Annotated in this window: 30 protein-coding genes; 5 read left to right on the forward strand and 25 right to left on the reverse strand. The window is 69.0% G+C overall.

The features are described from left to right. Nucleotides 1-36 precede the first annotated feature (36 nt). Entirely contained in the window at nucleotides 37-579 is a 543-nt protein-coding gene (locus K1T34_RS08825; protein WP_220243795.1) for a cysteine hydrolase family protein, read from the forward strand. Here the strand turns inward: K1T34_RS08825 and ehuA are convergent. From ehuA to K1T34_RS08865, 8 genes are all read right to left on the reverse strand, one after another. After that, nucleotides 576-1340, reverse strand: coding sequence for an ectoine/hydroxyectoine ABC transporter ATP-binding protein EhuA (gene ehuA / locus K1T34_RS08830; RefSeq protein WP_220247071.1), 765 nt, complete (start codon nucleotides 1338-1340; stop codon nucleotides 576-578). The genes K1T34_RS08825 and ehuA overlap by 4 nt on opposite strands. A gap of 7 nt (nucleotides 1341-1347) precedes the next feature. Continuing rightward, entirely contained in the window at nucleotides 1348-2004 is a 657-nt protein-coding gene (gene ehuD, locus K1T34_RS08835) for an ectoine/hydroxyectoine ABC transporter permease subunit EhuD (RefSeq protein ID WP_220243796.1), read from the reverse strand. Then, nucleotides 2001-2711 carry an ectoine/hydroxyectoine ABC transporter permease subunit EhuC gene (ehuC, locus tag K1T34_RS08840; protein ID WP_220243797.1) on the reverse strand — a complete coding sequence of 237 codons (711 nt, stop codon included), beginning with the start codon at nucleotides 2709-2711 and terminating at the stop codon, nucleotides 2001-2003. The genes ehuD and ehuC overlap by 4 nt, the downstream gene beginning before the upstream one ends. A gap of 13 nt (nucleotides 2712-2724) precedes the next feature. Beyond that, complete coding sequence (gene ehuB, locus K1T34_RS08845) at nucleotides 2725-3618, reverse strand: ectoine/hydroxyectoine ABC transporter substrate-binding protein EhuB (protein ID WP_220243798.1); 894 nt, start codon at nucleotides 3616-3618, stop codon at nucleotides 2725-2727. Nucleotides 3619-3755: 137 nt separating this feature from the next. Continuing rightward, nucleotides 3756-4046, reverse strand: coding sequence for a DUF6191 domain-containing protein (locus K1T34_RS08850; RefSeq protein ID WP_255638406.1), 291 nt, complete (start codon nucleotides 4044-4046; stop codon nucleotides 3756-3758). A 15-nt stretch (nucleotides 4047-4061) separates the two neighbouring features. After that, on the reverse strand, nucleotides 4062-4595 hold the full coding sequence (locus tag K1T34_RS08855) for a hypothetical protein (protein WP_220243800.1): 534 nt from the start codon (nucleotides 4593-4595) through the stop codon (nucleotides 4062-4064). A 65-nt stretch (nucleotides 4596-4660) separates the two neighbouring features. Next, nucleotides 4661-5194 (reverse strand): hypothetical protein, encoded by a 534-nt coding sequence (locus K1T34_RS08860; RefSeq protein WP_220243801.1) that lies wholly within the window; start codon nucleotides 5192-5194, stop codon nucleotides 4661-4663. 76 nt (nucleotides 5195-5270) lie between these two features. Next, nucleotides 5271-5462 carry a hypothetical protein gene (locus tag K1T34_RS08865; RefSeq protein WP_220243802.1) on the reverse strand — a complete coding sequence of 64 codons (192 nt, stop codon included), beginning with the start codon at nucleotides 5460-5462 and terminating at the stop codon, nucleotides 5271-5273. 147 nt (nucleotides 5463-5609) lie between these two features. On the opposite strand from K1T34_RS08865, the gene K1T34_RS08870 reads away from it, so the two are divergent. Next, nucleotides 5610-6236 (forward strand): LysE family translocator, encoded by a 627-nt coding sequence (locus tag K1T34_RS08870; RefSeq protein ID WP_220243803.1) that lies wholly within the window; start codon nucleotides 5610-5612, stop codon nucleotides 6234-6236. A gap of 20 nt (nucleotides 6237-6256) precedes the next feature. Next, on the forward strand, nucleotides 6257-6883 hold the full coding sequence (locus K1T34_RS08875) for a LysE family translocator (RefSeq protein WP_220243804.1): 627 nt from the start codon (nucleotides 6257-6259) through the stop codon (nucleotides 6881-6883). Here K1T34_RS08875 and K1T34_RS08880 read toward each other — a convergent pair. Then, the gene (locus K1T34_RS08880) at nucleotides 6880-8097 is read right to left on the reverse strand and encodes a S9 family peptidase (protein WP_220243805.1); all 1218 of its coding nucleotides are present in this window, start codon (nucleotides 8095-8097) and stop codon (nucleotides 6880-6882) included. The two genes, K1T34_RS08875 and K1T34_RS08880, sit on opposite strands and share 4 nt — an antisense overlap. A 91-nt stretch (nucleotides 8098-8188) precedes the next feature. Here K1T34_RS08880 and K1T34_RS08885 point away from each other — a divergent pair, with 91 nt between their 5' ends. Then, nucleotides 8189-8791, forward strand: coding sequence for a TetR/AcrR family transcriptional regulator (locus K1T34_RS08885; protein WP_220243806.1), 603 nt, complete (start codon nucleotides 8189-8191; stop codon nucleotides 8789-8791). Here K1T34_RS08885 and murA read toward each other — a convergent pair whose 3' ends face one another. After that, nucleotides 8792-10066: a UDP-N-acetylglucosamine 1-carboxyvinyltransferase gene (gene murA, locus K1T34_RS08890; RefSeq protein WP_220243807.1), complete on the reverse strand. Its 1275-nt coding sequence runs from the start codon at nucleotides 10064-10066 to the stop codon at nucleotides 8792-8794. 61 nt (nucleotides 10067-10127) lie between these two features. On the opposite strand from murA, the gene K1T34_RS08895 reads away from it, so the two are divergent. After that, on the forward strand, nucleotides 10128-10694 hold the full coding sequence (locus K1T34_RS08895) for a cob(I)yrinic acid a,c-diamide adenosyltransferase (protein ID WP_220243808.1): 567 nt from the start codon (nucleotides 10128-10130) through the stop codon (nucleotides 10692-10694). 10 nt (nucleotides 10695-10704) lie between these two features. Here K1T34_RS08895 and K1T34_RS08900 read toward each other — a convergent pair whose 3' ends face one another. The 15 genes from K1T34_RS08900 to K1T34_RS08970 all read right to left on the reverse strand — a co-directional run bounded on the left by K1T34_RS08900 (nucleotide 10705) and on the right by K1T34_RS08970 (nucleotide 24658). Further along, on the reverse strand, nucleotides 10705-10866 hold the full coding sequence (locus K1T34_RS08900) for a hypothetical protein (RefSeq protein ID WP_220243809.1): 162 nt from the start codon (nucleotides 10864-10866) through the stop codon (nucleotides 10705-10707). 20 nt (nucleotides 10867-10886) lie between these two features. Continuing rightward, nucleotides 10887-11321, reverse strand: a complete 435-nt coding sequence (locus K1T34_RS08905) for a DUF2550 domain-containing protein (protein ID WP_220243810.1) — start codon at nucleotides 11319-11321, stop codon at nucleotides 10887-10889. Nucleotides 11322-11346: 25 nt separating this feature from the next. Then, the gene (locus K1T34_RS08910) at nucleotides 11347-11712 is read right to left on the reverse strand and encodes a F0F1 ATP synthase subunit epsilon (RefSeq protein ID WP_220243811.1); all 366 of its coding nucleotides are present in this window, start codon (nucleotides 11710-11712) and stop codon (nucleotides 11347-11349) included. Nucleotides 11713-11826: 114 nt separating this feature from the next. Beyond that, nucleotides 11827-13254, reverse strand: coding sequence for a F0F1 ATP synthase subunit beta (atpD, locus tag K1T34_RS08915; protein WP_220243812.1), 1428 nt, complete (start codon nucleotides 13252-13254; stop codon nucleotides 11827-11829). Beyond that, nucleotides 13254-14189 (reverse strand): F0F1 ATP synthase subunit gamma, encoded by a 936-nt coding sequence (locus K1T34_RS08920; RefSeq protein ID WP_220243813.1) that lies wholly within the window; start codon nucleotides 14187-14189, stop codon nucleotides 13254-13256. Before K1T34_RS08920 ends, atpD begins: the two co-directional genes overlap by 1 nt. An 11-nt stretch (nucleotides 14190-14200) precedes the next feature. Further along, nucleotides 14201-15838: a F0F1 ATP synthase subunit alpha gene (atpA, locus tag K1T34_RS08925; protein WP_220243814.1), complete on the reverse strand. Its 1638-nt coding sequence runs from the start codon at nucleotides 15836-15838 to the stop codon at nucleotides 14201-14203. Between the two features lie 62 nt (nucleotides 15839-15900). Further along, nucleotides 15901-16725, reverse strand: coding sequence for a F0F1 ATP synthase subunit delta (locus K1T34_RS08930; RefSeq protein ID WP_220243815.1), 825 nt, complete (start codon nucleotides 16723-16725; stop codon nucleotides 15901-15903). A gap of 6 nt (nucleotides 16726-16731) precedes the next feature. After that, nucleotides 16732-17289: a F0F1 ATP synthase subunit B gene (locus K1T34_RS08935; RefSeq protein ID WP_220243816.1), complete on the reverse strand. Its 558-nt coding sequence runs from the start codon at nucleotides 17287-17289 to the stop codon at nucleotides 16732-16734. 35 nt (nucleotides 17290-17324) lie between these two features. Beyond that, entirely contained in the window at nucleotides 17325-17579 is a 255-nt protein-coding gene (locus K1T34_RS08940) for an ATP F0F1 synthase subunit C (protein WP_304504310.1), read from the reverse strand. A gap of 58 nt (nucleotides 17580-17637) precedes the next feature. Beyond that, the gene (atpB, locus tag K1T34_RS08945) at nucleotides 17638-18435 is read right to left on the reverse strand and encodes a F0F1 ATP synthase subunit A (protein ID WP_220243817.1); all 798 of its coding nucleotides are present in this window, start codon (nucleotides 18433-18435) and stop codon (nucleotides 17638-17640) included. 521 nt (nucleotides 18436-18956) lie between these two features. Further along, nucleotides 18957-19433: a hypothetical protein gene (locus tag K1T34_RS08950; protein WP_220243818.1), complete on the reverse strand. Its 477-nt coding sequence runs from the start codon at nucleotides 19431-19433 to the stop codon at nucleotides 18957-18959. Nucleotides 19434-20072: 639 nt separating this feature from the next. Beyond that, nucleotides 20073-21230 (reverse strand): glycosyltransferase family 4 protein, encoded by a 1158-nt coding sequence (locus K1T34_RS08955; RefSeq protein ID WP_220243819.1) that lies wholly within the window; start codon nucleotides 21228-21230, stop codon nucleotides 20073-20075. Nucleotides 21231-21324: 94 nt separating this feature from the next. Next, nucleotides 21325-21975: an L-threonylcarbamoyladenylate synthase gene (locus tag K1T34_RS08960; RefSeq protein WP_220243820.1), complete on the reverse strand. Its 651-nt coding sequence runs from the start codon at nucleotides 21973-21975 to the stop codon at nucleotides 21325-21327. Nucleotides 21976-22039: 64 nt separating this feature from the next. Next, nucleotides 22040-24046, reverse strand: a complete 2007-nt coding sequence (locus K1T34_RS08965; protein ID WP_220243821.1) for a M6 family metalloprotease domain-containing protein — start codon at nucleotides 24044-24046, stop codon at nucleotides 22040-22042. A 213-nt stretch (nucleotides 24047-24259) separates the two neighbouring features. Continuing rightward, nucleotides 24260-24658, reverse strand: a complete 399-nt coding sequence (locus K1T34_RS08970; RefSeq protein WP_220243822.1) for a VOC family protein — start codon at nucleotides 24656-24658, stop codon at nucleotides 24260-24262. Nucleotides 24659-24673: the final 15 nt, after the last annotated feature.

Consider the following 24673-nt stretch of genomic DNA (forward strand, 5'->3'; position numbering starts at 1 on the left):
CCCCTCGGCGCCCGCGGCCCGGCGAGACTCACCGGTATGACCGCACTCATCCTCATCGACGTCCAGCGCGGGTTCTCCGACGAGCAGTTCTGGGGCCCGCGCAACAACCCCGGCGCGGAGGCCAACATCAAGGCCCTGCTCGACGCGTGGCAGCAGCGCCGCCTGCCCGTGGTGCTCGTGCACCACGACTCCGTGCACGCCGATTCGCCACTGCGGCCCGGCCAGTCGGGCAACGACTTCATGCCCGAGCTCGACGGCGCCCGCCCCGACCTGGTCTTCGGCAAGAAGGTGAACTCGGCCTTCCTCGGCGACGTAGACCTCGACGCGTGGCTCAAGACCCACGGCATCACGAGCTTCGTCCTCGCCGGGATCCAGACCAACTTCTGCTGCGAGACCACGGCCCGCACGGGCGGCAACCTCGGCTACGACGTGACCTTCGCGCTCGACGCGACCTTCACGTTCGACCTGCCCGCCCTCGACGGCACGACCGTGACGGCCGACGAGCTTTCCCACGTCACCGCGGCGAACCTGCACAACCAGTTCGCCACCGTCCGCAGCACCCAGGAAATCCTCGGCTAGCGCCGGTCGATCACCGCCCGCAGGAACTCCTTCGTCCGCTCGTGCGAAGGAGCGGTGAACAGCTTCTCCGGCGGCGCCTCCTCCAGCACCCGGCCGTGGTCGAACATCATCACCCGGTCCGAAACGTCCCGCGCGAACTGCATCTCGTGCGTCACGCACAGGATGGTGATGTCCGTGGTGGTCGCGATGTCGCGCAGCACTCGCAGGACGTCGGCGACGAGCTCCGGGTCCAGCGCCGAGGTGACCTCGTCGAGCAGCAGCACGTCGGGCCGCATCGCCAGGGCCCGGGCGATCGCGACCCGCTGCTGCTGCCCACCGGAGAGCCGCGTCGGATGCGCGTCGGCCTTGTCCTCGAGCCCGACCAGGCCGAGCAGCTCACGCGCCCGCTGCTCGGCCTCGGCCGCCGGCACCCCGAGCGAACGCACCGGCGCCTCGGTGATGTTGCGCAGCACGTTCATGTTGGGGAACAGGTTGAACTGCTGGAACACCATGCCGATGTGCCGCCGCATCAGCCGCAGGTGCTTCTCGTCCGCGGGCACCAGCCGGTCGCCGCGGCGAGTGTGGCTCAGGCACTCGCCGCCGACGTCGATCGTGCCGCCGTCCACCTTCTCCAACGTCATCAGCAGCCGCAGGATCGTCGTCTTGCCCGATCCGCTGGGACCGATCAGCGAGACGAACTCCCCCGGCGCCACGGTGAAGCCGAGGTCGTCGAGCACGACGTGGTCGCCGAACTTCTTGACCACACCGGAAAACCGGATCATCGCGGTGTCAGGCTCGTTCGGCACGGCGTTCCAATCGTCGGGCCAGCAGTGACGAGGGCAGGCTCACCAGCAGGAACAGCACCCCGGCCAGGGTGTAGGGCTCGACGACGCGGAAGGTCTCCGCACCGACCTCCTTGGCGCGGTTGAGCACGTCCAGCACGCCGATCGCCAGCAGCAGCGGCGTTTCCTTGAACATCGAGATCGTGTAGTTGCCCAGCGCCGGCACCACCCGCGGGATCGCCTGGGGCAGCACGACCGCCGTCCACACCCGCTGCCGTGGCAGGTTCAGCGCCACCGCCGCCTCCCACTGTCCTTTCGGGACGGCTTCGATCCCGGCCCGGTAGACCTCGGCGGTGTAGGTCGCGTAGTGCACGCCGAGCGCCACGACGCCGGTGACGAACGCCGACATCGTGATCCCCGTCAACGGCGGAACGAGCCAATACAGTACGAAGACTTGGATCAGCAGCGGCGTGCTGCGAATGAACTCGATGAAGAACAACACCAAGCGCGAAAGCACCGGGATCCCGGCCCGGCGCAGCAAGGCCAGCACCAAGCCGAGCGCGTACGCGACGGCCGAACCGAGCAGCGTGAGCTCGACCGTGACCAGCAATCCCTTCAGCAGCAACGGGATCGCGTCGGCGGCGGCCTGCCAGTCCCAGTTCATCCGGTACCTCCGCCCCCGACCGAGAGCACCGGGGCCGTGCTCGCCACCGGTGCGCGGCCGAGCCGGCGTGCCGCCCACCGCTCCAGCGCGCGCATCCCGGTCGTGATCAGGATGGCGAGCAGGAGGTAGAGCACCAGCTCGGTGCCGTAGATCCAGCCGATGTCCGCGCCGAACACCGGCCGCAACAGCTCACCGCGTTCGGTGATCTCGCCCGCGGAGATGAAGGACAGCAGCGCGGTGCTCTTCAGCAGCTGGATGAACAGGTTGTTGAAGGGCGGCAGCATCTCGGCGAACGCCTGCGGCAGGAGCACTCGCACCATCCGCTGCGCCGGCGAGAAGTTGAGCGCGACAGCCCCTTCGTACTGCTCCTTCGGCACCGACCGCACGGCGCCGCGCACGACCTCGGCCCCGTATGCCCCGTGGTTCAGGCCAAGGACCAGGATGCCGGCGAACAACGGCACCAGCTGGAGCCCGACGAGCACCGGAAGCACGAAATACAGCCAGAACAGCTGGACGACCTCGGACGTTCCGCGGAAAACCTCGACGTACACCCGCGCGACCGCGCGGACGGGCCACCTCGGTGAGAGCAGGGCGAGTCCGGCGATCAGCGCGACGACAATGGTGACGACGATCCCGCCGACCGCGGCCTCGATTGTGGTGCCCAGCCCGGCGAGGATGGACGAGATGATGTGCGGCACGTTCGACACGGCGCGCCGCCCGTCACGCGGCGCAGAGCTTCTCGGTCGTCACGTCCGGCTTCGGCAGGTTCGCCTGCGTGAAGCCGAAGGGCGCGACGATCCTCGTCCACTCCCCACTGTCGTGCAGCTTCTTCAGCTCGGTGTTGAACGCGTCGACCAGCGGCTTGTCGGCCGTGCGGAAGACGAACCCGCCCGCCGAGATCACCGGCACGCCGTTTTCGACCGGGTCGAACCCGGGCGTCACCTCGGCGGCGGCGCCGGGGTTCTTCTTCAGCACGTCCTTCAGCGAGATGTCGGTGAGCGCCGCGGCGTAGACGCGGCCGTCGGTGACCGCGCGCAGCATGTTGTCCTGGGAGTCCAGCGTCTGGATCTGGTCCTCGGACACACCGGCGCTGGTCGCGTAACCCTTCTCGACCGCCGCGGACAGCACCGCGACCTTGACCTTCTTCGCCGCGATGTCCTGGAACGTCAGCACCTGCTGCGGGTTGCCCTTCGGCACGAGCAGAGCGGTCAGCGCCGAGTAGTCCGGGATGGAGAACGCGGCCTGCCCGCAGCGTGCCGCGGTGATGTTCATGCCCGCCGCCACCACGTCGTACTGCTTCGCGTTGAGCGCCGGGATCAGCTGATCGAACGAAACAGCGCTCGCTTCGACGTTGTCGATCCCCAAGTTCCGGAATACGACTCGCGCTACTTCAGGGGCCTCGCCCGTGACTTTTCCGCTTTGATCGGTGAATCCGTAGGGGGATTCGTTCGCGATTCCGATTTTGATCTTCTTGGCGGACTGAGCCGCCTGCAACGCGTCACCGGACGACGTCGACGTACATGCGGAAAGAAGCACCGGACCACCCAGTACGGCTGCTCCCACCAGTGCGGATCTCCGGAACAACTGCCGTCGCGACCATTCGTCGTGCTTCATCACAGCACCTCGTTTCGATCACATTTCCGTGCGTCGAACGTAGGTGTCGACCGGGTACGAGGCACGCCGAGCACAGCCGATAAGCGCCAGCCGTTACCGTAAATTGACCGGCCGGAACAATGCGTGTTCGAGAGCTTTCAGTCCGTGGCCCGTTTGTCCTGGTTCGCGGGACGCACGATCGCCACGCCGCGGTCCAGGTCGATCATCCCCAGCGGCGGCGCGCCCTGAGCGTCCTGGTCGAGGGTCATCTCCACCGAGTCGCGGTGCTCGAGCTCGTTGCGCTTGGTGCCGTAGAGGAACGAGGTGACCTCGTCGAGGTACGTGGAGGACAGCCGCCGCTTCAGCCGCGACGGCTTGCGGCCCGGCCGCACTTCCCACGCGCCCACGATCACGAGCAGCAGCGTCGCGGCGGGCAAGGCGATCGACATGATGACCTGCACGTCTCACCCAACGTGCGACGGGCGGGCCGCGTTCCGCGCGATCAGGTCGGCGAGCTGGGCGGCATCGCGGACGGCGACCAGTTCCGGCAGCATCGGGTGCCACGCGGGCCGGGGCCGGTACTCCTGGTCCTTGACCCACTCCCACCAGGTCGGGCGGAAGTCGATCGTCCCGAGGCCGTCGCCGAGGTCGTGCACGCGGGGCGCCCGGAGAGCCGCGAGCGGCACCCAGCGGAACTCCGAGCCCGACCCGCCGTGGGCGACGAACACGAGCCGGCGGTCGGTGACGAAGTAGGTCGTGATGGCGAGCAACGCGCGGCGTTCCTTCGGGCGCTCGACCGCGAACCCGGCCACGAGCGCGAGCACGATGATCCACGCGTAGAAGGCCGCGTTCAGCACGTCGAACCAAGCGATCACGAAGCTGCCGCCGAACGCGAGGACGGCGAGCACCACCCACCAGTAGTAGTCGCGGAACCGCCGGTGGTAGCGCTGCGGCCGGCCGGACCACAACACCGTCTCGCCCTCTTCGATCGGAAACATCGCGCCCTCCCAGTCCTGAAATGAGCACGCTGCCCGGTTCGCCGAGGTTGCCCCGCGCGGCGAACTCACCCGACGACCGAGGAGTGTCCCGAGTTGCGCGAGATGAGCTCGGCGACCTCCTGCGCGTCGCGGATCCCCATCAGCTCGGGCAGCTCCGGGTACCACACGGGCCGCGGCCGGTACTCCTGGTCCTTGAGCCACTCCGACACGGTCGGCCGGAAGTCGACGATGCCGAGCTCGCCCCCGATGTCGCGGACCCGCGGCCGACGCAGGTACGCCAAGGGAATCCAGCGGAACTCCGCGCCCTGTGGCCAGTACACGACGAACACCAAGCGCCGATCAGTCACGACGTACGTGGTCGCCCCCACCCGGCTCGCCCGCTCCCGGTGCCGCGCGATCGCGGAGCCGACGATGCCCGACACCGCCACGGCCATGACCGGGATGCCGTACTCCGGTGCGTCGAAGATGCCCGTCAGGACGACGCCGACCACGATGATCACCACGACCACCACGAACCAGTGGTAGTCGCGGTAACGCCAGTAGTACCGCTGCGGCCGTCCCGTCCACAACACCGTCTCGTCCGGCTCGATCGGATGCATCGCGCTTCCCCCGCTCCCCGGAATGAGTACGTCGTCCGGTTCGCCGGGGTTGCCCCACGCAGCGAACTTCCGGGATTCACCCGACGACCGAGGCGTGCCCCGCGTTGCGCTCGATGAGCTCGGCGACCTGCCGCGCGTCGCGGATGGCCACCAGTTCCGGATGGATCGGGGCCAGACCGGGGGGCCGCCACAGGTCCCGCCGGCGCATCCAGTGCGTTACCGACCGGTCGAAGTCGACGGTGCCGACCCCGTCGCCCAGCTCGTGCACCCGCGGCAACCCGAGCAGGCCGATGGGGCGCCCTCCCTCTCCCGGAATGAGTACGTCGTCCGGTTCGCCGGGGTTGTCCCCCGCGGCGAAGTGCTGTGACCGAAATCCGCGAGACTCCGCCGTGAGCGGCGATTACCGTGGAACAACGTGACTTGGAGTGGGTACGGCAGTTATCTCGTCATCGTTGTCCTCATCGTCCTGGCGCCGGGACCGGACACGATGGTGATGCTGAAGAACGCGCTGTCCGGCGGCGCCCGCGGCGGGCTGCTCGCGACGGCCGGCATCTTCGCCGGCAACGCGTTGCAGGGCACCGCCGCGGCGCTCGGGCTCGGCGTGGTCATCGCCCGGTCCCAGCCGGTGTTCATCACGCTCAAGTGGCTCGGCGCGGCGTACCTCGTGTTCCTCGGGTTCCAGGCCCTGCGCGGCGCGTGGCGCGGCAACTACGCGCAAGTCGAGGAGACCCAGCGCAAGCGCACGAGCGGCTTCCGCCGCTGGCGCGAAGGGTTCCTGTCCAACGTGACGAACCCGAAGGTCCTCGTGCTGTACCTGTCGGTGCTGCCGCAGTTCCTCGACCCCGTGCGCACCACCACGTGGGACGCGCTCGTGCTTGCCTACACCGTTGCGGTGCTGGGCACGGTGTGGCTGCTGGTGCTGCTGTTCTTCGTGCACCGCGTGCGCGCGTGGCTCAAGCAGCGCAAGGTGCGCCGCGCGCTCGACGGTGTGACCGGCACCGCGCTCGTCGGCTTCGGGGCGGCCCTGGCCCTGGAGTCCTGACCCGGGTTAACGTTCGCCGCATGACGTGGGGTGTGTACGGCGGGTTCCTCGCCATGATGGTGGTGCTCGCCGTGGCGCCCGGGCCCGACAGCATGGTGGTCCTCAAGAACGCGCTGTCGGGCGGTGCCCGCGGTGGCGCGTGGGCGTGTGCCGGGATCGCCGTGGCCAACTTCCTGCAGGGCACCCTCGCCGCGCTCGGCCTCGGGGCCGTGATCACGAACTCGCGCCCGATCTTCGAAACCGTGAAGTGGCTCGGTGTCGCCTACCTCTGCTACCTCGGTTTCCAGGCGCTGCGCGGCGCGTGGCGTGGTGACTACCAGTCGCTCGCCGAGGCGAAACGCGCCCGCCAGAGCGCGTTCCGCCGCTGGCGCGAGGGGTTCCTCTCCAACGTGACCAACCCGAAGGTGCTGGTCCTCTACCTCTCGGTGCTGCCGCAGTTCCTCACGCCCGGAGTCACCACCACCGGCGACGCCCTGCTGCTCGCCTACACCGTCGCCGCCGTGGGTGCGGTCTGGCAGGTCCTGCTGCTCCTGCTCGTGCACCGCGTCCGCGGCTGGCTCGAGCGCCGCCGTGTGCGCCGCACTCTCGACGGCGTGACCGGCACGGTCCTCATCGGCTTCGGCGTGGGGCTGGCGCTGGAGGCCTAGAGCGTCTCGTCGAGCCAGTCGAAGACGCGGGCCGTCGCGAGCCGCTGCGCGCCGACGTGGCAGTGGGCGTCCGCGCCCTCCTCGGCGGTGAACGAGAGCAGCGTCTTCGGGCCGGTGAGCCGCTCGTAGAGCCGGCGGGGTTCGGGCTGCGTTTCGCCGTCGCCGTTGAAGAACAGGTCGTCGGCGGCCTCGCAGACAAGTGCCGGGCACTTGATGCGCTCGGCCACGCCGCCGTCGAGCGTGTAGGCCAGGTACTTCGCGAGGAACTCGCGGTCGGTCGCCGCGCCCGTCACGTACCGGCCGTGGTCGGTGGCCCAGCGCAGCGTGGGGCTCGCGGCGCGGCCGGCGGCCAGCAGATTGTCGAGCTCTTCGTCGTGCGGTGCGTTGGCGCGGCGTTCGATCTCCGCGCGGTCCCACGGCAGGAAAGCCGTGACCGCCGAGCCGGCGTCGAACACCCCGTCCACGGCGACGACCGCCTTGATGCGCTCGTCGAAAGCCGCGGCGCGGGGCGCGAGCATGCCGCCGAGGCTGAGGCCCAGCAGCGCGACCTTGTCCGGGTCGACGCCCGGGTCGGCGAGCACGAAGTCGAGCACCGGGCCCACCACGTGCTCCCAGTCGGGCCGGAAGACGAGCCCGTCGCGGTGGATCGCGCGCGGCTGGCCGGGGCCGTCGAACGCCAGCACGTGGTAGCCCCGCTCCTGTCCCCCGGCCGCGCCGAAGAAGTGCACCTCCTCCGCGCTGCCGTCGAAACCGTTGTGCGCCACCAGAATCGGGCAACGGCCAGTGCCGGGCGCGCGGTAGAAGTAGCCGCGCAGCACGTGTCCTTCATACGGAATCTCGACACGCTCGACGCCCGCGAAACCCTCGATCGCGCGGTGGAAGCACTCGACGCTGCGGTCGTAGGCGTAGGCGATGCGCGGGTCGGCGGGATTGCCGTGCAGGAAGAACTCCGCCGAGCGGTAGTAGGTGGACGCGCGCAGGTACGCGTCACGGGCGCTGATCGGGTGCGCAGCGGCCACCCCGTCGGCCTCGGCCGCCAGGCGCTCCGCCGCGGCGAGCCACTCGTCGTGCCAGCTGTCGTAGTCGCCGGGCTTGATGCGCGAGGCGGTGGCGACGACCTCGCCGAAGTCCGAACCGCCGTAGCTCGCGTGGCCGAACACGCGGAGCGTCTCGAACCAGAACTGGGGGTCGTCCTCGAACAGCAGCTGCTTCATCGAGCCCTCCTCATGACCGGACGATACGGTACCGTCCCGACGTCAAGCTACATGGAACGATACCGTCTCGTCCACCCGCTAGGATGCGATCATGACAACTCGCCGCACGCCCACCGGGGCGGCTGTGCTGCAGCCCGACGTCACGCAGGCGATCACGGAAGCGGTGCTCGACGAGCTCGCGGAAGTGGGTTACGGCCGGCTGTCGATGGAGGCCGTGGCCAAGCGCGCGGGCGTCGGCAAGAGCGCGCTGTACCGCCGGTGGCGCTCGAAGCACGAGATGATCTCGGCGGTGGTTTCGGAGTTCAGCGTGAGCCGCGCGCCGGAACCCGACACGGGCACACTGCGCGGTGACCTGCGCGAATCGGTGCAGGCGGTGTACGACTGGCTCGCGCACCCGCGGTTCGCCCGGATCCTGCCGGACCTCATCGCTCAGGGCGTCCGCGACCCGGAGCCGGCCGACGACCTGCGCACTCGCATCGGCGGCCCTCGCCGCGACGCCGCGCGGCCGCTGTTCGAACGCGCCGTCGAGCGCGGCGAGCTTCCGGCCGGTGTGGACGTGGAGCTGGGGCTCGACCTGCTCGCGGCGCCGATCTACTGGCGTCTGGTGGTACGCCGGGAGCCCCCGGGCCCCGAATTTCTGGACCGGGTCGTCGAGCACGTGCTCCGCGCACTCGACGCCCGCCCCGTGGACTGACTACGCGCGCTCGGGCTCCCCCGCCACGCGCTCGATGCGCGCGCCGAGGCGGTTGAGGTTCTCGACGAAGTGCGGGTAACCGCGGTCGATGTGGAAGACATCCCAGACCTCGGTGACGCCCTCGGCGCACAGGCCGGCGAGCACGAGGCCGGCGCCGGCGCGGATGTCGGAGGCCCAGACCGGCGCGCTGGAGAGCTGCTCGACCCCGCGGACCACGGCGTGGTGGCCGTCGGTGCGGGCGTCGCCGGAGAGCCGCATCATCTCTTCGATGAAGCGGAACCGGGCCTCGTAGACGTTCTCCGTGATCATCGACGTGCCCTCGGACACGGCCGACAGCGCGACCGCGAACGGCTGCAGGTCCGTGGCGAAGCCGGGGTAGGGCAGCGTCACCCAGTCGACCGCCTTCGGGCGCTCGGGCTGCACGACGCGGAAGCCCTTCTCGTCGAACGTGGTCACGTCGGCGCCCGCGAGCCGCAGCTTGTCCAGCACCAGGTCGAGGTGGTGCGGGTTGACGCCGCGCACGGTCAGGTCACCTCGGGTCATCGCCGCGGCGAAGGCCCAGGTGGCGCCGACGATCCGGTCGCCGATCACGCGGTGCTCGGTCGGGCGCAGCTGCTCCACGCCGTGCACGGTCAGCGTCGACGTGCCGGCGCCCTCGATCTTCGCGCCCATCTCGATGAGCATCGTGCAGATGTCGACGATCTCGGGCTCACGCGCCGCGTTGTCGATCACGGTCGTGCCCTCGGCCAGCACCGCGGCCATCAGGATGTTCTCGGTGGCGCCGACGCTCGGGAAGTCGAGCCAGACCTGGGCGCCGACGAGGGACTCGGCGTTGGCGACCACGCAACCGTGCTCGATCGTGCTCGTGGCGCCGAGCTTGCGCAGGCCGTTCTGGTGCATGTCCAGCGGCCGCGAGCCGATCGCGTCACCGCCGGGCAGCGCGACCACGGCCTTCTTGAGCCGTCCGACCAGCGGCCCGAGCACGCAGACGGACGCACGCAGCTTGCCCATCGCCGCCGAGTCCGCGCGGTGCGACAGCTCGGCGGGCGTGGTGATGCGCGCCGTGTCGCCGTTGATCTCGACCTCGCAGCCGACGCTGCGCAGAACGTCGCCCATCAGGGGCACGTCGAGGATCTGCGGGCAGTTCGTGATGGTGGTGGTGCCCTCGGCCAGCAGGGCCGCGGCCATCAGCTTCAGCACGCTGTTCTTGGCTCCGACCACGTCGACCTCGCCGACCAGCCGTGCCCCGCCGTGCACGTCGAAGTGCTCGCTCATGGCCGCCAATCATGCCCTCTCGCCCAGTTTCGGCACACGCGGGGCCGGTAGAGTCGAAGGCATGGTCGTTCGCATCAACCGCGTCTACACGAAGGTCGGCGACAGCGGCACCACAGCGCTCGGCGACGGCTCGCGGATCCCCAAAACCTCGCCCCGCCTGGGCGCCTACGCCGACACCGACGAGGCCAACTCCGTCATCGGGCTGGCCGTCGCGATGGGTTCCCTGAGCGACGAGATCGCCGGCGTGCTGAAGCGTGTACAGAACGACCTGTTCGACGTCGGCGCCGACCTGTGCCTGCCGATCCAGGAAAATCCCTCGTACGAGCCCCTGCGCATCACCGAGGCCTACCTCGAGCGCGTGGAGGGCTGGTGCGACGAGTTCAACGAGCGGCTGCCGAAACTCACGTCGTTCATCCTGCCGGGCGGCACGCCGGGCGCGGCTTACCTGCACCAGGCGCGCACGGTCACACGGCGTGCGGAGCGTTCGGCGTGGGTGCTCGTGGAGGCGGAGCCGGACACGACGAACCCGATCGCCGTGAAATACCTCAACCGGCTGTCCGACCTGCTGTTCATCCTCGGCCGGCTCGCCAACCCGGACGGCGACGTGCTGTGGAAGCCGGGCGGCTAGGGAGAGCGCGTCAGAGCCGCTCCTGGGCGGCCCAGTACCGCTCGTAGTCGACGTCCCACGTCGAATCGCGGCCTGGGTCCACGTCCTGGGTGGTGCTCATGTCCGCGAGCCGCACGGGCTCGGGCAGCTCGGCCCACCGGCGCTTGCGCTCGGCCTGCTCCCGGGCGTCCATGGTCCCAGGATAACCGCAGTTCAGGACGCGTGCGGCAGCATTCGTCCCGGCGGAGCCGACTCCAGCCAGGACAGGAACCCGGTGAGCGCACCGGGCCCCATCGCGATCTCGATCGCTTCCTGCGTGGGCGACTCACACCGCAGGACAGTGGAACCTTCAGGCACCGCGTACGCCTCTGTGCCGGACGGGTCCCGCCGGTCGGCGATCTGCATGCTCTCGCGCTGGAACACGCGGTCCGGGCCGGACCGGAGGCTCCAGACGCGATACCAGACGAACTCGTCGCCCTCGTAGCGCCCGAGACCGAGGTGCCAGCTGGCGCGCGGGTTGTCCGGACGCCACCGCAGCGCGACGCTCACGCCACCGCCGCGGCGCATCCGGATCCACCGCTGGCCGTACCAGGCCGCCAGCACGGCGAGCACGATCAGGAGCCCCAGCACCACGATGGCGATCTTCACGGCCCGGCTCCTGCTCGTCGCTCGATCAGACTGTCTGACCGGCCGCGCGGAGCTGGGCCGTTGCCCTCGTGCGCTCCGCCTCGTCGTCCGCGGTCAGGGCCGCCTTGGCCGCGTCGATGTCGATCTCGTCGGAGAGCTCGGCGCTCTCGGCGAGCACGCTCACCCCGGTGGCGGTCACCGACAGGAACCCACCGTGCACGGCGGCCGTGAGGATCTCGCCGCCAGTCGTGTTCACCTTCACCACGCCACCCTCGACGAGCTGGCCCAGCACCGGCTCGTGGCCGGGCATGATGCCGATCTCGCCCTCGGTGGTCTGCGCCACCACGAAGGTGGCGGTACCCGACCAGAGCCGGCGCTCCACGGCCACCAGCTCCACGGACATCTCAGCCACGTAGCACTCCTTCGCTCGGGGTGTCACCACCGAGTGTAATAGGTCCGGCTTCGGTTACGAGAACGGCGGGGGCGGGTGTCCACAGTGGACCCAGCCCCCGCCGCGCTCAGAGAATCACTTCTTGGTGATTTCCTTGTACTTCTTCTCGAGGTCCTCGAGGCCACCGATACCCAGGAACGCCTGCTCCGGGTAGTGGTCGAAGTCGCCCTTCGCGATGCGGTCGAACGACTCGATCGTCTCCGCCAGCGGCACGGTCGAGCCCGGGATCTGCGTGAACGCCTCGGCGACCAGCATGTTCTGCGACAGGAACCGCTCGATGCGGCGCGCGCGCTGAACGGTGAGCTTGTCCTCTTCCGAGAGCTCGTCCATACCGAGGATCGCGATGATGTCCTGCAGTTCCTTGTACTTCTGCAGGATCCGGATGACCTCGGAAGCCACGCGGTAGTGGTCCTCACCGACGATGGCCGGGTCGAGGATCGTCGACGTCGACGCCAGCGGGTCCACCGCCGGGAAGATGCCCTTCTGGAAGACACCACGCGACAGCTCGGTGGTGGCGTCCAGGTGGGCGAACGTCGCGGCCGGGGCCGGGTCGGTGTAGTCGTCCGCGGGGACGTAGATCGCCTGCATCGAGGTGATCGACCGGCCTCGGGTCGAGGTGATCCGCTCCTGCAGCTGACCCATCTCGTCGGCCAGCGTCGGCTGGTAACCCACGGCCGAAGGCATGCGGCCCAGCAGGGTCGACACCTCGGAACCGGCCTGGGTGAACCGGAAGATGTTGTCGATGAACAGCAGCACGTCCTGGTTCTGCACGTCGCGGAAGTACTCCGCCATCGTCAGCGCGGACAGGGCGACGCGCATGCGCGTGCCCGGCGGCTCGTCCATCTGGCCGAACACGAGGGCGGTGTCGTTGATGACGCCGTCCTCGGACATCTCCAGGAAGAGGTCGTTGCCCTCACGGGTGCGCTCGCCGACGCCGGCGAACACCGAGGTGCCACCGAAGTTCCGGGCGACGCGGGTGATCATCTCCTTGATGAGCACCGTCTTGCCCACGCCGGCACCGCCGAACAGGCCGATCTTGCCACCCTGCACGTACGGGGTGAGCAGGTCGACGACCTTGAGGCCGGTCTCCAGCATCTCCGTCTTGCCCTCGAGCTGGTCGAAGGGCGGCGGGTTGCGGTGGATGCCCCAGCGCTCGAGGTCGTCGCCGTAGCCGGGCTCGTCGAGGCACTCGCCGAGGGCGTTGTAGACGTGGCCCTTGACCTTGTCGCCCACCGGCACGGTGATGGGGCCGCCGGTGTCGGTGACCTCGGCACCGCGGACGAGACCGTCCTGCGGCTGCAGCGAAATCGTGCGGACGAGGTTGTCACCGAGGTGGCTGGCGACCTCGAGGGTCACGGTCTTGCGCAGCTGCTCGAACTCGATCTCGACCTTGAGCGCGTTGAACTGGTCGGGCACGGAACCACGCGGGAACTCGACGTCGACGACCGGACCGGTCACCGACACGATGCGCCCCTTGGCGCGCGGGGTTTCAGTACTGGTCATCAATCATCACTTCCTGCTGCGGTGAGCGCGTTCGCGCCACCGACGATTTCGGAGATCTCCTGGGTGATCTGCGCCTGGCGGGCCTGGTTCATTTCCCGCGTCAGGTTGCCCACCAGGTCGTTCGCATTGTCCGACGCGGCCTTCATCGCGGTGCGGCGGGCTGCCAGTTCGGACGCCGCCGACTCCAGCAGCGCCGAGTACAGGCGCGTGTTGATGTACTTCGGCAGCAGCGCACCCAGCAGCTTGTCGGCGCTCGGCTCGAACTCGTAGCTGGGGAGCAGCTCGCCCTCGGGCTTCTGCTCCTCACCCTCGGTGTACTCGACCTCGAGCGGGGCGACCCGCTTGGCAATCGGGCGCTGCGTCAGCATCGAGACGAACTCGGTGTAGACGACGTGGATCTCGTCGACCCCGGCGAGCGCGCCGGGCGCACCCGCGTCGGTGCCGGAGAGGAACGACTCCACCAGCGTCTCCGCCGCCGCGACCGCGTCGGTGTACGCCGGCTGGTCGGAGAAGCCCGTCCAGCTGTCGACGACTTCGCGGCCCCGGAACCGGTAGTAGTTCAGGCCCTTGTTGCCGGTGACGTAGACCTCGGGCTCCTTGCCCTCCTCACGGAGCAGGGCGAGGAGTTCCTCGGTCGCCTTCAGCACGTTGGTGTTGTACCCACCGCACTGGCCCTTGTCGCTGGTGACGACGAGGACCGCGGCCCGCTTCGGGTTGGGGCGCTCGACCAGGAGCGGGTGGTCGAGGTTCGCCGCCGCACCGGCCAGCGCCGAGAGCACCTTGGTGATCTCGTCCGCGTACGGCCGGGAAGCGGCGACCTTCGCACGCGCCTTGGTGATACGCGCGGTGGCGATGAGCTCCATCGCCTTCGTGATCTTGCCGATCGACTTGGTCGCCTTGATGCGCGACCGAAGTTCCCGGAGTTGTGCGGCCATGAGCTATCAGCTCACTTCTTCGGGGCGGGCTTGTTGACCTTGACGGTCTCCTGCCCGACCTTGTCGGCGTCCATCGCGTCGGCGTTCGACTCCAGGGGCTTGCCCTCGGAGGTGGTGAACTCCTTCTTGAACTCGTTCACCGCGTTCACGAGCGCGTCGCGCGTGGCGTCCTCGAACTTGCCGCTGTCGCGGATCGCGCCGAGGACCTCGGTGTGCTTGCGGCGGGCCGAGTCGAGGAACTCGTGGTTGAAGCGGCGCACGTCCTCGGTCGGGACCGAGTCGTAGTGGCCGTTGGTGCCCAGCCACACCGTGCAGACCTGCTCCTCGACCGGGATCGGCGAGTACTGCGGCTGCTTGAGCACCTCGTACAGGCGCGCGCCACGCTCGAGCTGCGCCTTCGACGCGTCGTCGAGGTCCGAGGCGAAGGCGGCGAACGACTCCAGCTCGCGGTACTGCGACAGGTCGATGCGGAGCGAGCCGGAGACCGACTTCATCGCCTTGACCTGCGCGGCACCACCCACGCGGGACACCGAGATGCCCACGTCGATGGCCGGGCGCTGGCCGGCGTTGAACAGGTCCGACTGGAAGAAGCACTGACCGTCGGTGATCGAGATGACGTTCGTCGGGATGTAGGCCGACACGTCGTTGGCCTTCGTCTCGATGATCGGCAGGCCGGTCAGCGAGCCGGCACCCAGCTCGTCCGACAGCTTGGCGCACCGCTCGAGGAGACGGGAGTGCAAGTAGAAGACGTCGCCGGGGAACGCCTCGCGGCCCGGCGGGCGGCGCAGCAGCAGCGAGATCGCGCGGTAGGCGTCGGCCTGCTTGGTCAGGTCGTCGAACACGATCAGGACGTGCTTACCCTCGTACATCCAGTGCTGGCCGATGGCCGAGCCGGTGTAGGGGGCGATCCACTTGAAGCCGGCCGAGTCGGAAGCCGGGGCGGCGACGATGGTCGTGTACTCCATCGCGCCCGCGTCCTCGAGCGACTTCTTGACCGACGCGATCGTGGAGCCCTTCTGGCCGATCGCGACGTAGATGCAGCGGACCTGCTTCTTCGGGTCGCCGGTCTCCCAGTTGGCCTTCTGGTTGATGATCGTGTCCACGGCGACGGCGGTCTTGCCCGTCTTGCGGTCACCGATGATCAGCTGGCGCTGGCCACGGCCGATCGGCGTCATCGCGTCGATGGCGGTGATGCCGGTCTGCAGCGGCTCGGACACCGGCTGGCGCTCGACCACCGAGGCGGCCTTGAGCTCCAGCGGACGCCGGGTCGTGGTCTCGATCTCGCCGAGCCCGTCGATGGCCGCGCCCAGCGGGTCGACGACCCGGCCGAGGTAGCCGTCGCCGACCGGCACGGACAGGACCTGGCCGGTCCGCTTGACCTGCTGGCCCTCTTCGATCGTCTCGAAGTCGCCGAGGATGGCCGCACCGATCGAACGGGCGTCCAGGTTCAGCGCCACACCGAGGACGCCGCCCGGGAACTCGAGCAGCTCGTTGGCCATGGCCGAGGGGAGGCCCTCGACGTGGGCGATACCGTCACCGGCGTCGGCGACCACGCCGACCTCTTCCCGGTTCACATCCGGGGCGTAACTCGAGACGTAGTTCTCGATCGCACTGCGGATCTCGTCCGAGGAGATCGTCAGCTCCGCCATTTCGTTCCCGCTCTCGCTTCTGTTCTGTCCAGTGTGCAAAGTCTGTGGTGCGGGCGCACCCGTCAGGCGCGGCTCAGCCTGCGGCGCACCGCCGCCAGCTGGCCGGCCGTGCTGCCGTCGATGACCTCGTCGCCGACGCGGACGACGAGCCCGCCGCCCAGCCGGGGGTCCACCTCGACGTGCAGCGCGAGGGTCCGCCCGTAGATGCCGTTGAGCTTCGACCCGAGCTGGGCCTGCTGCTCGTCGGTGAGAGCGTTGGCGCTGGTCACGTACGCGACCGAACGCTCACGCCGTTCCGCGGCCAGCGCGACCAGCTTGTCGAGCCCGTTGCCGACCCCGCGCCCCTTGGCGCGGCGCACGACCTGCTCGACGAGGGTCTCGGTGACCACGTCGACCTTGTCCGCGAACAGCCCGCGGACCAGGGTCCGCTTGGCGTCGGCGGGAGCGGCCAGGTCGGACAGCGCGGCCTCGAGCTCCGAGGAGCCCGAGACGATCCGTGCAACCTGGAACAGCTGGGACTCGACGGTCTCGACGTTCCCGGTCTTCTCGGCGGAGGTGAGCAGCGCCGAGCGGCCGAGGGACTCGATCCCGTCCACCAGCTCGCGAGGGCTTGACCAGCGGCTGCCCGCCACGGCGTCGAGCACCTTCAGGGCCGGTTCGCTCAGCTTTCCGTCGAACAGCCGGCGGACGAGGCCCTGGCGGCTCTCCGGGCTGGCCGAAGCGTCGCTGACCGCCCGGCGCAGGCCGATTTCGCGGTCAAGGAGGTCGACGACCGAGAGCAGCTCGTCCCCGGCCGTCGCGGGGTCGGTACCCGCGTCGGCCAGAACCTCGCCGAGACGGGTCTCGGCGAGGTCGAGCGCTTCACGGCTCGCAGCATGCAGCGTCATCTCTGGTTACTTCCCCGCTCCATTGGTGGCCGACGCGGTCTCGAGCTCCGTCAGGAACCGGTCGACGGTGCCGCGGCGGCGCGCCTCGTCTTCGAGCGACTCGCCGACGATGCGGCTCGCCAGCTCCACCGCGTTGCGGCCCATGTCGGCCCGCAGCTCGGCGATGATCTGCGCCCTCTGGGCCTGCAGCTGGGCCTGCCCCTGCGCGACGATCCGCTGGGACTCGGACTCGGCCTCGGCCCGCAGCTCCGCCTTGATCTGCTCGGCTTCGAGCCGGGCGTCGTCGCGGATCTTCGCGGCCTCGGACCGGGCCTCGGCCAGCTGGGCCTTGTACTCGGCCAGCGCGTTTTCGGCCTCGGCCTGGGCCTTCTCGGCCTTCTCGATGCCGCCTTCGATCTTCTGCGCCCGTTCCTCGTACGCAGTCTCGAAACGCGGGACGACGTACTTCTTCAGGATGAACAGCAGGATCAGGAAGGCGACGATGCCGAGGATCAGCTCCGGGATGTCCGGAATGATCGGGTTGGTGTGCTCTTCGGCCGCCAACACCAAGTCACTCTTCAGCACGACGTCTCCTTAGTGATGAGAGATGAGCGGTTCGCTCAGGAGGCGATGAAGAAGATGACGATACCGATCAGCGCGAGGACCTCAGTGAGCACGAAGGTCGAGAAGCCGATGCCCTGCAGCTTGCCCTGGGCCTCCGGCTGACGCGCGGTGCCGTTGATGACCGCGGCGAAGATCAGGCCGATGCCGATACCCGGGCCGATCGCGCCCAGGCCGTAGCCGATGGCGGCGAGGCCGGGGTTGATGTTGGTCGCGGCGTCGGCGGCCTGGGCGAGAACGATGTTGGCGCTCACTTGCGTTTCCCTTCACTTCGGTCCGCGCACTCGCGCGGATCGGGGGCTTGTGTGTTTCTCAGTGCTCCGACGCCAGCGCGGCGCCGATGTACCCGGCTGACAGCAGGGCGAAGATGTAGGCCTGCAGGACCTGGATGAAGGCCTCGAGGAAAGTCATCAGGATCGCCAGGACCCAGCCGAGGATCGACACCGGCTTGAGGGCCCAGCCCGTGGTCTCCGTGAGCAGGAAGGTGCCGCCCAGGGTGAACACGATGATGATCAGGTGGCCGGCGAACATCGCGGCGAAAACACGGATGGCCAGCGTGATCGGGGTGATGAAGAACTTCTGCATGAACTCGATCAGGCTGTACAGCGGAAGCACGAACTTCGGGATCCCCGCCGGCGTCAGCTGGTTCTTCAGGTACCCGCCCAGCCCGTACTTCTTGATGCCCACGTAGTGGTACACCGGGTAGACCACCAGAAGCGACATGGCCAGCGGGAAGCCGATCCGCGCCATGGTCGGGAACTGGAAGAAGGGAATGATCCCGAAGAGGTTGTTCACCAAGATAAAGGTGAACAACGCGAGAACCAGCGGGATGAACGGCTTGAACTCTTTCGAGCCGATCTGCTGCCGCGTGATGTTGTTGCGGCTGAAGTCATAGACGGACTCTGCGATGAACTGTCCCTTGGTGGGCACGATCTTCAGCTTGCGCGAAGCCACCAAGAAGTAGCCGGCGACGATGATCAAAGCGATGATCACCAGCAGCTTCGGCTTGTTCAAGCCCCAGTCGCCAGACCCCAAAAACGGCGGCAGCTCGAAGGCATCAGTACCAGGGGGCGTGAAAACAGCACCCTCGGTCAGTACCAGCGCGATCACTGCGCTCCTCCCGGTTCTCCCGGCCGGCGTTCACTCCGCCGGGGGAATCGTCACGATCTGGACTTAACGTACCCGATACGCACGAGCACGCCGGAGGCGGCCAGCCCCACCGCGCAGTGAATGATTCTCATGCCCTGCACAGAGGTTGGCTCGCAAGAGCACTGCCCTGCAATCCACTTCGGACCAGCGGCTGAGGGGCGGAACCATCGGGTCGCCACACTGCTGGTCGCGGTTCGTTTGAGGGAGTGCGCGGGCGAGGCCGCCACCCTTGAAGCGGACCCTACCAGCAGGTCAATCGGTGCCGTACACGCGTACTTCATACCAACCGATCAGCTCAGGACTTAGGTCCCGAGTCCATCCAGGACCCAAGTCCGGGACGCGCGCGACCGGTTTCGCAACACCACAGGTGAGCGCCTCGGCGAGGTGCGCCACCCACCCGAAAGTCGGCTGGTGTGTTTCAGGTCACACGCGGATGCCGCAGCGCGCTCTCACTGTTGGTAGCCGAGGGTGCCGGGTTCGCGTCAGGACGGGATGATCGTCGGGATCTTCGTCTTGCGGAAGGCCACGAACTCGGCCGCGGCGGACACCATGATCGCCACGATCATCGTGATGCCGAGCGACAACGGGTGCAGCTCGGTCACGCCCTTGAGCAACTTGAGCGCGATGAACAGCACCACGACCTTGATTACGTACCCACCGAGCGCGATCACCATGACGAACATGGGGTCCTGGCCCGCGCTGAAGCGCATGAGCCCGAGTGTCGACAGGGCCGCCAGGATCGCGAGCACCGCGCCGACCAGCGAGCCGAGGAAACCGTGCAGCCCGTAGATGATGCTGAACACCGCGATGCACACGATCACCGCCGGCAGCGTGACCAGCAGCGAAGCCTTCGTCATCGCGCGAGCAGCCTGCAGCACCACCTTGGCGTGCGGGTTCTCCGTCGCGTCGGTCGAGGTTTCGGTTTCGCTCACAGCTGGGCTCCCTACTCGGTTCGGCATCGAGTGTAGAGAACCTGGTGACCTGGTCTCCTGACCCCCGGCCTGCGGCCAGCAGCACAAGCGGCTGCCCCGGGTCCACGCCGGCGCGAACCCGGGGCAGCCGAATTCATTTTCGCGACAGAATGATCGGTCGCGGAATTGAACAAGAATGACCCGCGAGACAACTGCCGCGGCGAATTCATCGGAAACGGTTCACGCGGCCCGGGGACGGCAGGGATTGGTGCACGCCAGCGCGATCCCGCCGAGACTGGTCGCGGTCACGATGCCGACCGAAACCGTCCGATGGGGACTGACGTGGCCGAACGCGTTGCGGGCTGGGAAAAGCGGACCGAGAACCCGCACCGAGCGGCCGTCGTTCGGGCCGTGCCGGCGGCACCGAGTCCGACCACTTCAGCGCGAGCGACTCGCGTGCCCGATCGAGGACGCCTGGTCCACAGCACCGTTTTTCGTGATTCGGCCGGACTCGCCCCCGTCGGCTCGGCAGCGACGCCAGCCCCGGGAAAGGTCGCCATCATCGAACCCGCAGCCGACAGGACCACCGCGATTTGGCGCATTTTCACCTCGATTCCTCGCCCCACCGGACATTCACAAGGAGGCGCCGGAGACGTCGAGAGGAGGTGAACCGGAATTCGCGAACACTCAGCCCGCGGAACGGCGCCGCGCCCTCAACCGCGGCACCAAGGACACCAGCACGGCCACCACCAGACCCGCCCCGATGACCCAGAACACGGCCGTGTCGTCGAAGAGCGTCACGGACACCGCGCCGAAGGCCAGGATGCCGGCCCACAAGTAGATGAGCAGGACGGCGCGGCGCTGGGAGTGGCCGATCTCGAGCAGGCGGTGGTGGAGGTGCATCTTGTCGGCCGCGAAGGGGCTTTCGCCGCGGCGGGTGCGGCGGATGACGGCCATCACGAGGTCCAGGACGGGCACGAAGAGCACCGCCACGACCACGACCAAGGGCGACAGCAGGGCGAGCGCGTCGGAGGCCGAGAAGCGCGTGTAGCTGACGCGGCCGCTCGCGGAGGTGGTCGCGCCGGCGAGCACGAGGCCGATCATCATGGAGCCGGAGTCGCCCATGAATATCTTGGCGGGTTGGAAGTTGTAGGGCAGGAAGCCCAGACACGCGCCCGCCAGCGTCGCCGCAATGAGGGCCGGCGGGTAGGTGCCGAAGTCGCCGCCGGTGCTGTCGAGCAGGCCCAGCGAGAACGCGCACGTGGCCGTCGCGGCGATGAAGCCGAGGCCGCCCGCGAGGCCGTCGAGGCCGTCGACGAAGTTCATCGCGTTGACCATCACCACGACCATCACCACGGTCAGCAGCGCGCCCTGGTTCTTGTCCAGCACGAGCACCGAACCGAACGAGTCGCCGGTGCCGCCCCACGGCACCCAGAACGACACCCACTGCACGCCGAAGAGCACGAGGATCCCCGCACACATGACCTGGCCGGCCAGCTTCGTCCACGCGTCGAGCTCGAACCGGTCGTCCAGCGCGCCGATGAGCGAGATGACGCCGGCCGCCAGGAGCACGCCCACGGAGTCCAGCGAAGCGTCGAAGCCGTGGCTCAGCGCGGGCAACTGGTGCGCCAGGCCCATCGCCGCGGCCACGCCCAGGTAGATGCCGACGCCGCCCATGCGAGGGATCGGCGTCACGTGGACGTCGCGGGCGCGCGGGTTGGCGATCGCGCCGATGCGGATCGCGACGCGGCGGACCACGCCGGTGAGCAGGTAGGTCACCGCCGTCGCGGTCAGCGCGACGAGGAGGTACTCCCGGATGGGGAGAAGTCCTTGCACAGGGGGCATGACCGCGTCACGCCTGCCGGGGGGTCCGAGTCACCGCGTCACGCTACCGCGACCGGATGTGACGCGGTTTGGCGGAGCCTCCCCTGTGGACCGCTCAGGCGAGCGACTCGGCGGGCACGCCCATGACCTCGGCGATCGCCGCGCGCGTGACCGCGCCTTCGCGCAGCACCACCGGATTCTCGCCCGTGAGGTCCACGATCGACGACGCCACGGCCTCGCCGCTCGAACCGCCGTCGAGGTACACCGACACCGAGTCGCCCAGCTGATCCTGCGCCTCGGCCGCGGTGGACGCGGGCGGGCGGCCGGAGACGTTGGCGCTCGACACGGCCATCGGGCCGACGTCGCGCAGCAGCTCCAGCGCCACGGGGTGCAGCGGCATCCGCAGCATCACGGTGCCGCGCGACTGCCCGAGGTCCCACTGCAGGCTCGGCGCGTGCGGGAGCACGATCGACAGGTCGCCCGGCCAGAACGCCTCCACGAGCGCCCGCGCCTGCGGCGGCAGGCCGAGCACAAGACCGTCCACTGTGGACCACGAACCGACGAGCACACCCACGGGCATGTCCGGGCCGCGGTTCTTCGCGCGCAGCAACGCCTGCACGGCGCCCGCGTCGAAGGCGTCGGCACCGATGCCGTAGACGGTGTCGGTCGGCAGGACCACCAACCTGCTCGACCTCACCGCTGACGCCGCGGTGGCCAGCCCTTCGGCCCGGGACTCGCGCTTGCTGCAGTCGTACACCGCACTCATGCCGCGAAGCCTAGCCCTCGTCCCCGGCACCTGAATGCGGTGGTCAGGTGCCGGGGACGCCGGGTCAGAACCCGATGGCCGTGCAGGTGGTGGTGCTCGTCTTCGCCGGATCGCTCACCGACGTGGCGGTGAGCTTGACCCGCGCCGTGTACGGCGCGCCCGGTGCCCGTTTCGCGTAGGCGGCGATCTGGGCGGTCTGCCCGAACTTCGCCGTCGCCAGCTCGTTGGGCAACCGGACTTCCCAGCCCTTCGCGTCGGTGCTCGCGCTCAGCCGGTAGGTGTCGCTGTCGTACGGCGCCTTCGCCCCGCGCGGGGAACCGGTGTTGAGCAGCCGGAAGTCGCACGTGGCGAGCCCGCCCTTGGTGAACGCGGGCAGCGCCGGCCACAGGTGCGCACCGCGCGCCTGCGGGCCCGCACCGTCGAGCGAAGCGACGGTGACCGTGTACGACAAGACACCGCTGCGGTCACGCGCGAGGTCGGTGACCAGGAAGTGCAGCCGGTTGGCCTCGTCGGTGTACTCGTACGCGCCCGAGGAGCCCGTGCCGGCCTTGAACGCCGCGTCGTTGAGCTGCCGGTAGTCGCCGACGGTGATCTTCACCGGCGTGCCGTCCGGCTTCACGTAGTCGGTGAGGCCGATGTCCTGCGGGTTCGCGTCGACGATCCACTCGAACGGCGCCGCGTCCTTGTTCTTGGTCTTGGCCAGCAGCACGCCGGAGTCGGGCGCGAAGGAGTCCGAACCCATCCGGTCGACGACCTCGAGCGTGTAGTTGTCGTAACCGCCGCCGTCGCACAGCGGGTCGGTGTTGCGGTCGCACTTCGGGGATTTGTCGCCGCCCGGCAGCGCGATGTTCAGCCCCGTGTACGCGCCCGGTTCCGGTGCCGCCTCCCGCGCGGTGATCCGCGCCGTTACGGGACCGGTTTTCGCGAGCTGGTCGCGGTCGAGCTGCAGCACGTCGGCGGGGTCGACGATGCCGAGCTTGAGCTTGTTGCGCAGCATGTGGTGCGCGCCCATCGAGCCGCCTTCGGTGGCCGGGATCTGCCAGCGCGTGTGCGGGCCGCCGGGACCGTTGAAGCTGCCGCGCGAAAGCATCTCCCACGGGCCGGTGTACGCGCGCTGCGGCGGGACGCCGAACGGGTTGTTGTAGTTGTCGCCGATGCCCAGGATGTGGCTGAACTCGTGGGCGTAGGTGCCCTGGCCGGACGATTCGGCCTGCGTCGACGAGCCGTTCTGCGCGTTGGGCCAGATGCTCGACGCCGAGGCCCACGACGTCCACGGGACGTAGCGGGTGTCGGCCCAGTTGGGCAGGCTCTCGTCGCCGGGCGGGCCGAACTCGTCCGGCACGGCGTCCTGGCTGCCGAACTTCATCTCGCCGAACTCCTGCCACGTCGAGCTCTCGTCCTGGCCCGCGGAGAGGAAGAAGACGAAGTCGAACTGGTCGGCCAGGGCGCCGACGTCGGCCTTCCACGCGGCGCGCGCGTCGGTGCGCAGGTCGCGGTCGCACGTCGAGCCCTGTGGGCACGCGTTGTCCTGGAACTCCATGCCGTACTCGAAGGACTTGCCCGGCATGCGGTAGGGCCCGAACGCGGTGAGGTCCACGCCGAAGCGGCCGCCGGAGTCCTCCATCCAGTACTCGTTGATGGTGTGGCCGTGGTTGAGGGTTTCCGGCTTGTTGAGGAAGTCCTGGTAGTACTGCGCCACGTTCTCGCGCGCGAGGTTGCTGGCGGACGGACCGGGGTTGCCGAAGACGGTCGAGTGCGGCGCCTTCGTGACCACGAAGTCCTCGTCCGGGTAGTCCGCGAGCACCACGGCGCCCTTGAACGTGCGCTCGGTGGGCTCGAGCGACGGGTCGGCCCAGTTTGTGCCGGGGACCTTGCGGTAGTCGTTCCACGTCATGGCCGCTTGGTCGGCCCAGTGCGCGGAGTTCAGCGGCGCGGGCCAGCCGCGGGTGAACGTGTCGGCGTTCGCCGTGCCGGCGGTCAGCCCGGGCAGCAAGGCGACGGCCGCGACGACGGCGGCCACCTTCGAGACGCGCCTCGTCGTGCGCCGGACAGGGATCCAGGAGGGTCTCATCCACACTCCCCTTCACGATCGGGCCGCCCGGGGCGGGCGGGCCCGAAGATCGACGGTATTCAGTCGACCGCGGATCGTTAGGGTTGCGAACGAAATCCGCCCCATTGCCTCACGACGAAAGTCGGACAGAGGTGGCGTACCGGCCGAACCTGTCGTTCGAACGGCAGACGGGACGAGCCGGGCGCGGGTTCGAGATGGCCGCTCCAGCTCGGTTCAGCCGGCGGTGCTCGGGCTGCCCACCGCGTCGACCCGGCGGCGGAGCAAGCAGAACTCGTTGCCCTCCGGGTCGGCCAGCACGTGCCAGGACTCCTCGCCCGTCTGCCCGACGTCGGCCGGGCGCGCGCCCGCGGCGAGGAGGCGCTCGAGCTCCGCGTCCTGGTCGCGATCAGTCGGGTTGACGTCGAGGTGCAGCGGCAGTTTCCCGCGCTTGGGCTCGTCGCTGCGGCTGAGCACGAGGGTCGGCAGCGGCCCGCCGAAGCCGCCGGGCGGGCCGATCTCCAGGTCGGCGCCCTCCCAGCCGAGCTCGACGTAGCCGAGGACCTCGCACCAGAAGTTCCCCAGACGCTGGGGGTCGGCGCAGTCGATGACGAGTTCGGTGATCCGGCAGGCCATGCGCGAGAGACTACG

The sequence above is a fragment of the Amycolatopsis sp. DSM 110486 genome (assembly GCF_019468465.1).
Lineage (GTDB): Bacteria > Actinomycetota > Actinomycetes > Mycobacteriales > Pseudonocardiaceae > Amycolatopsis.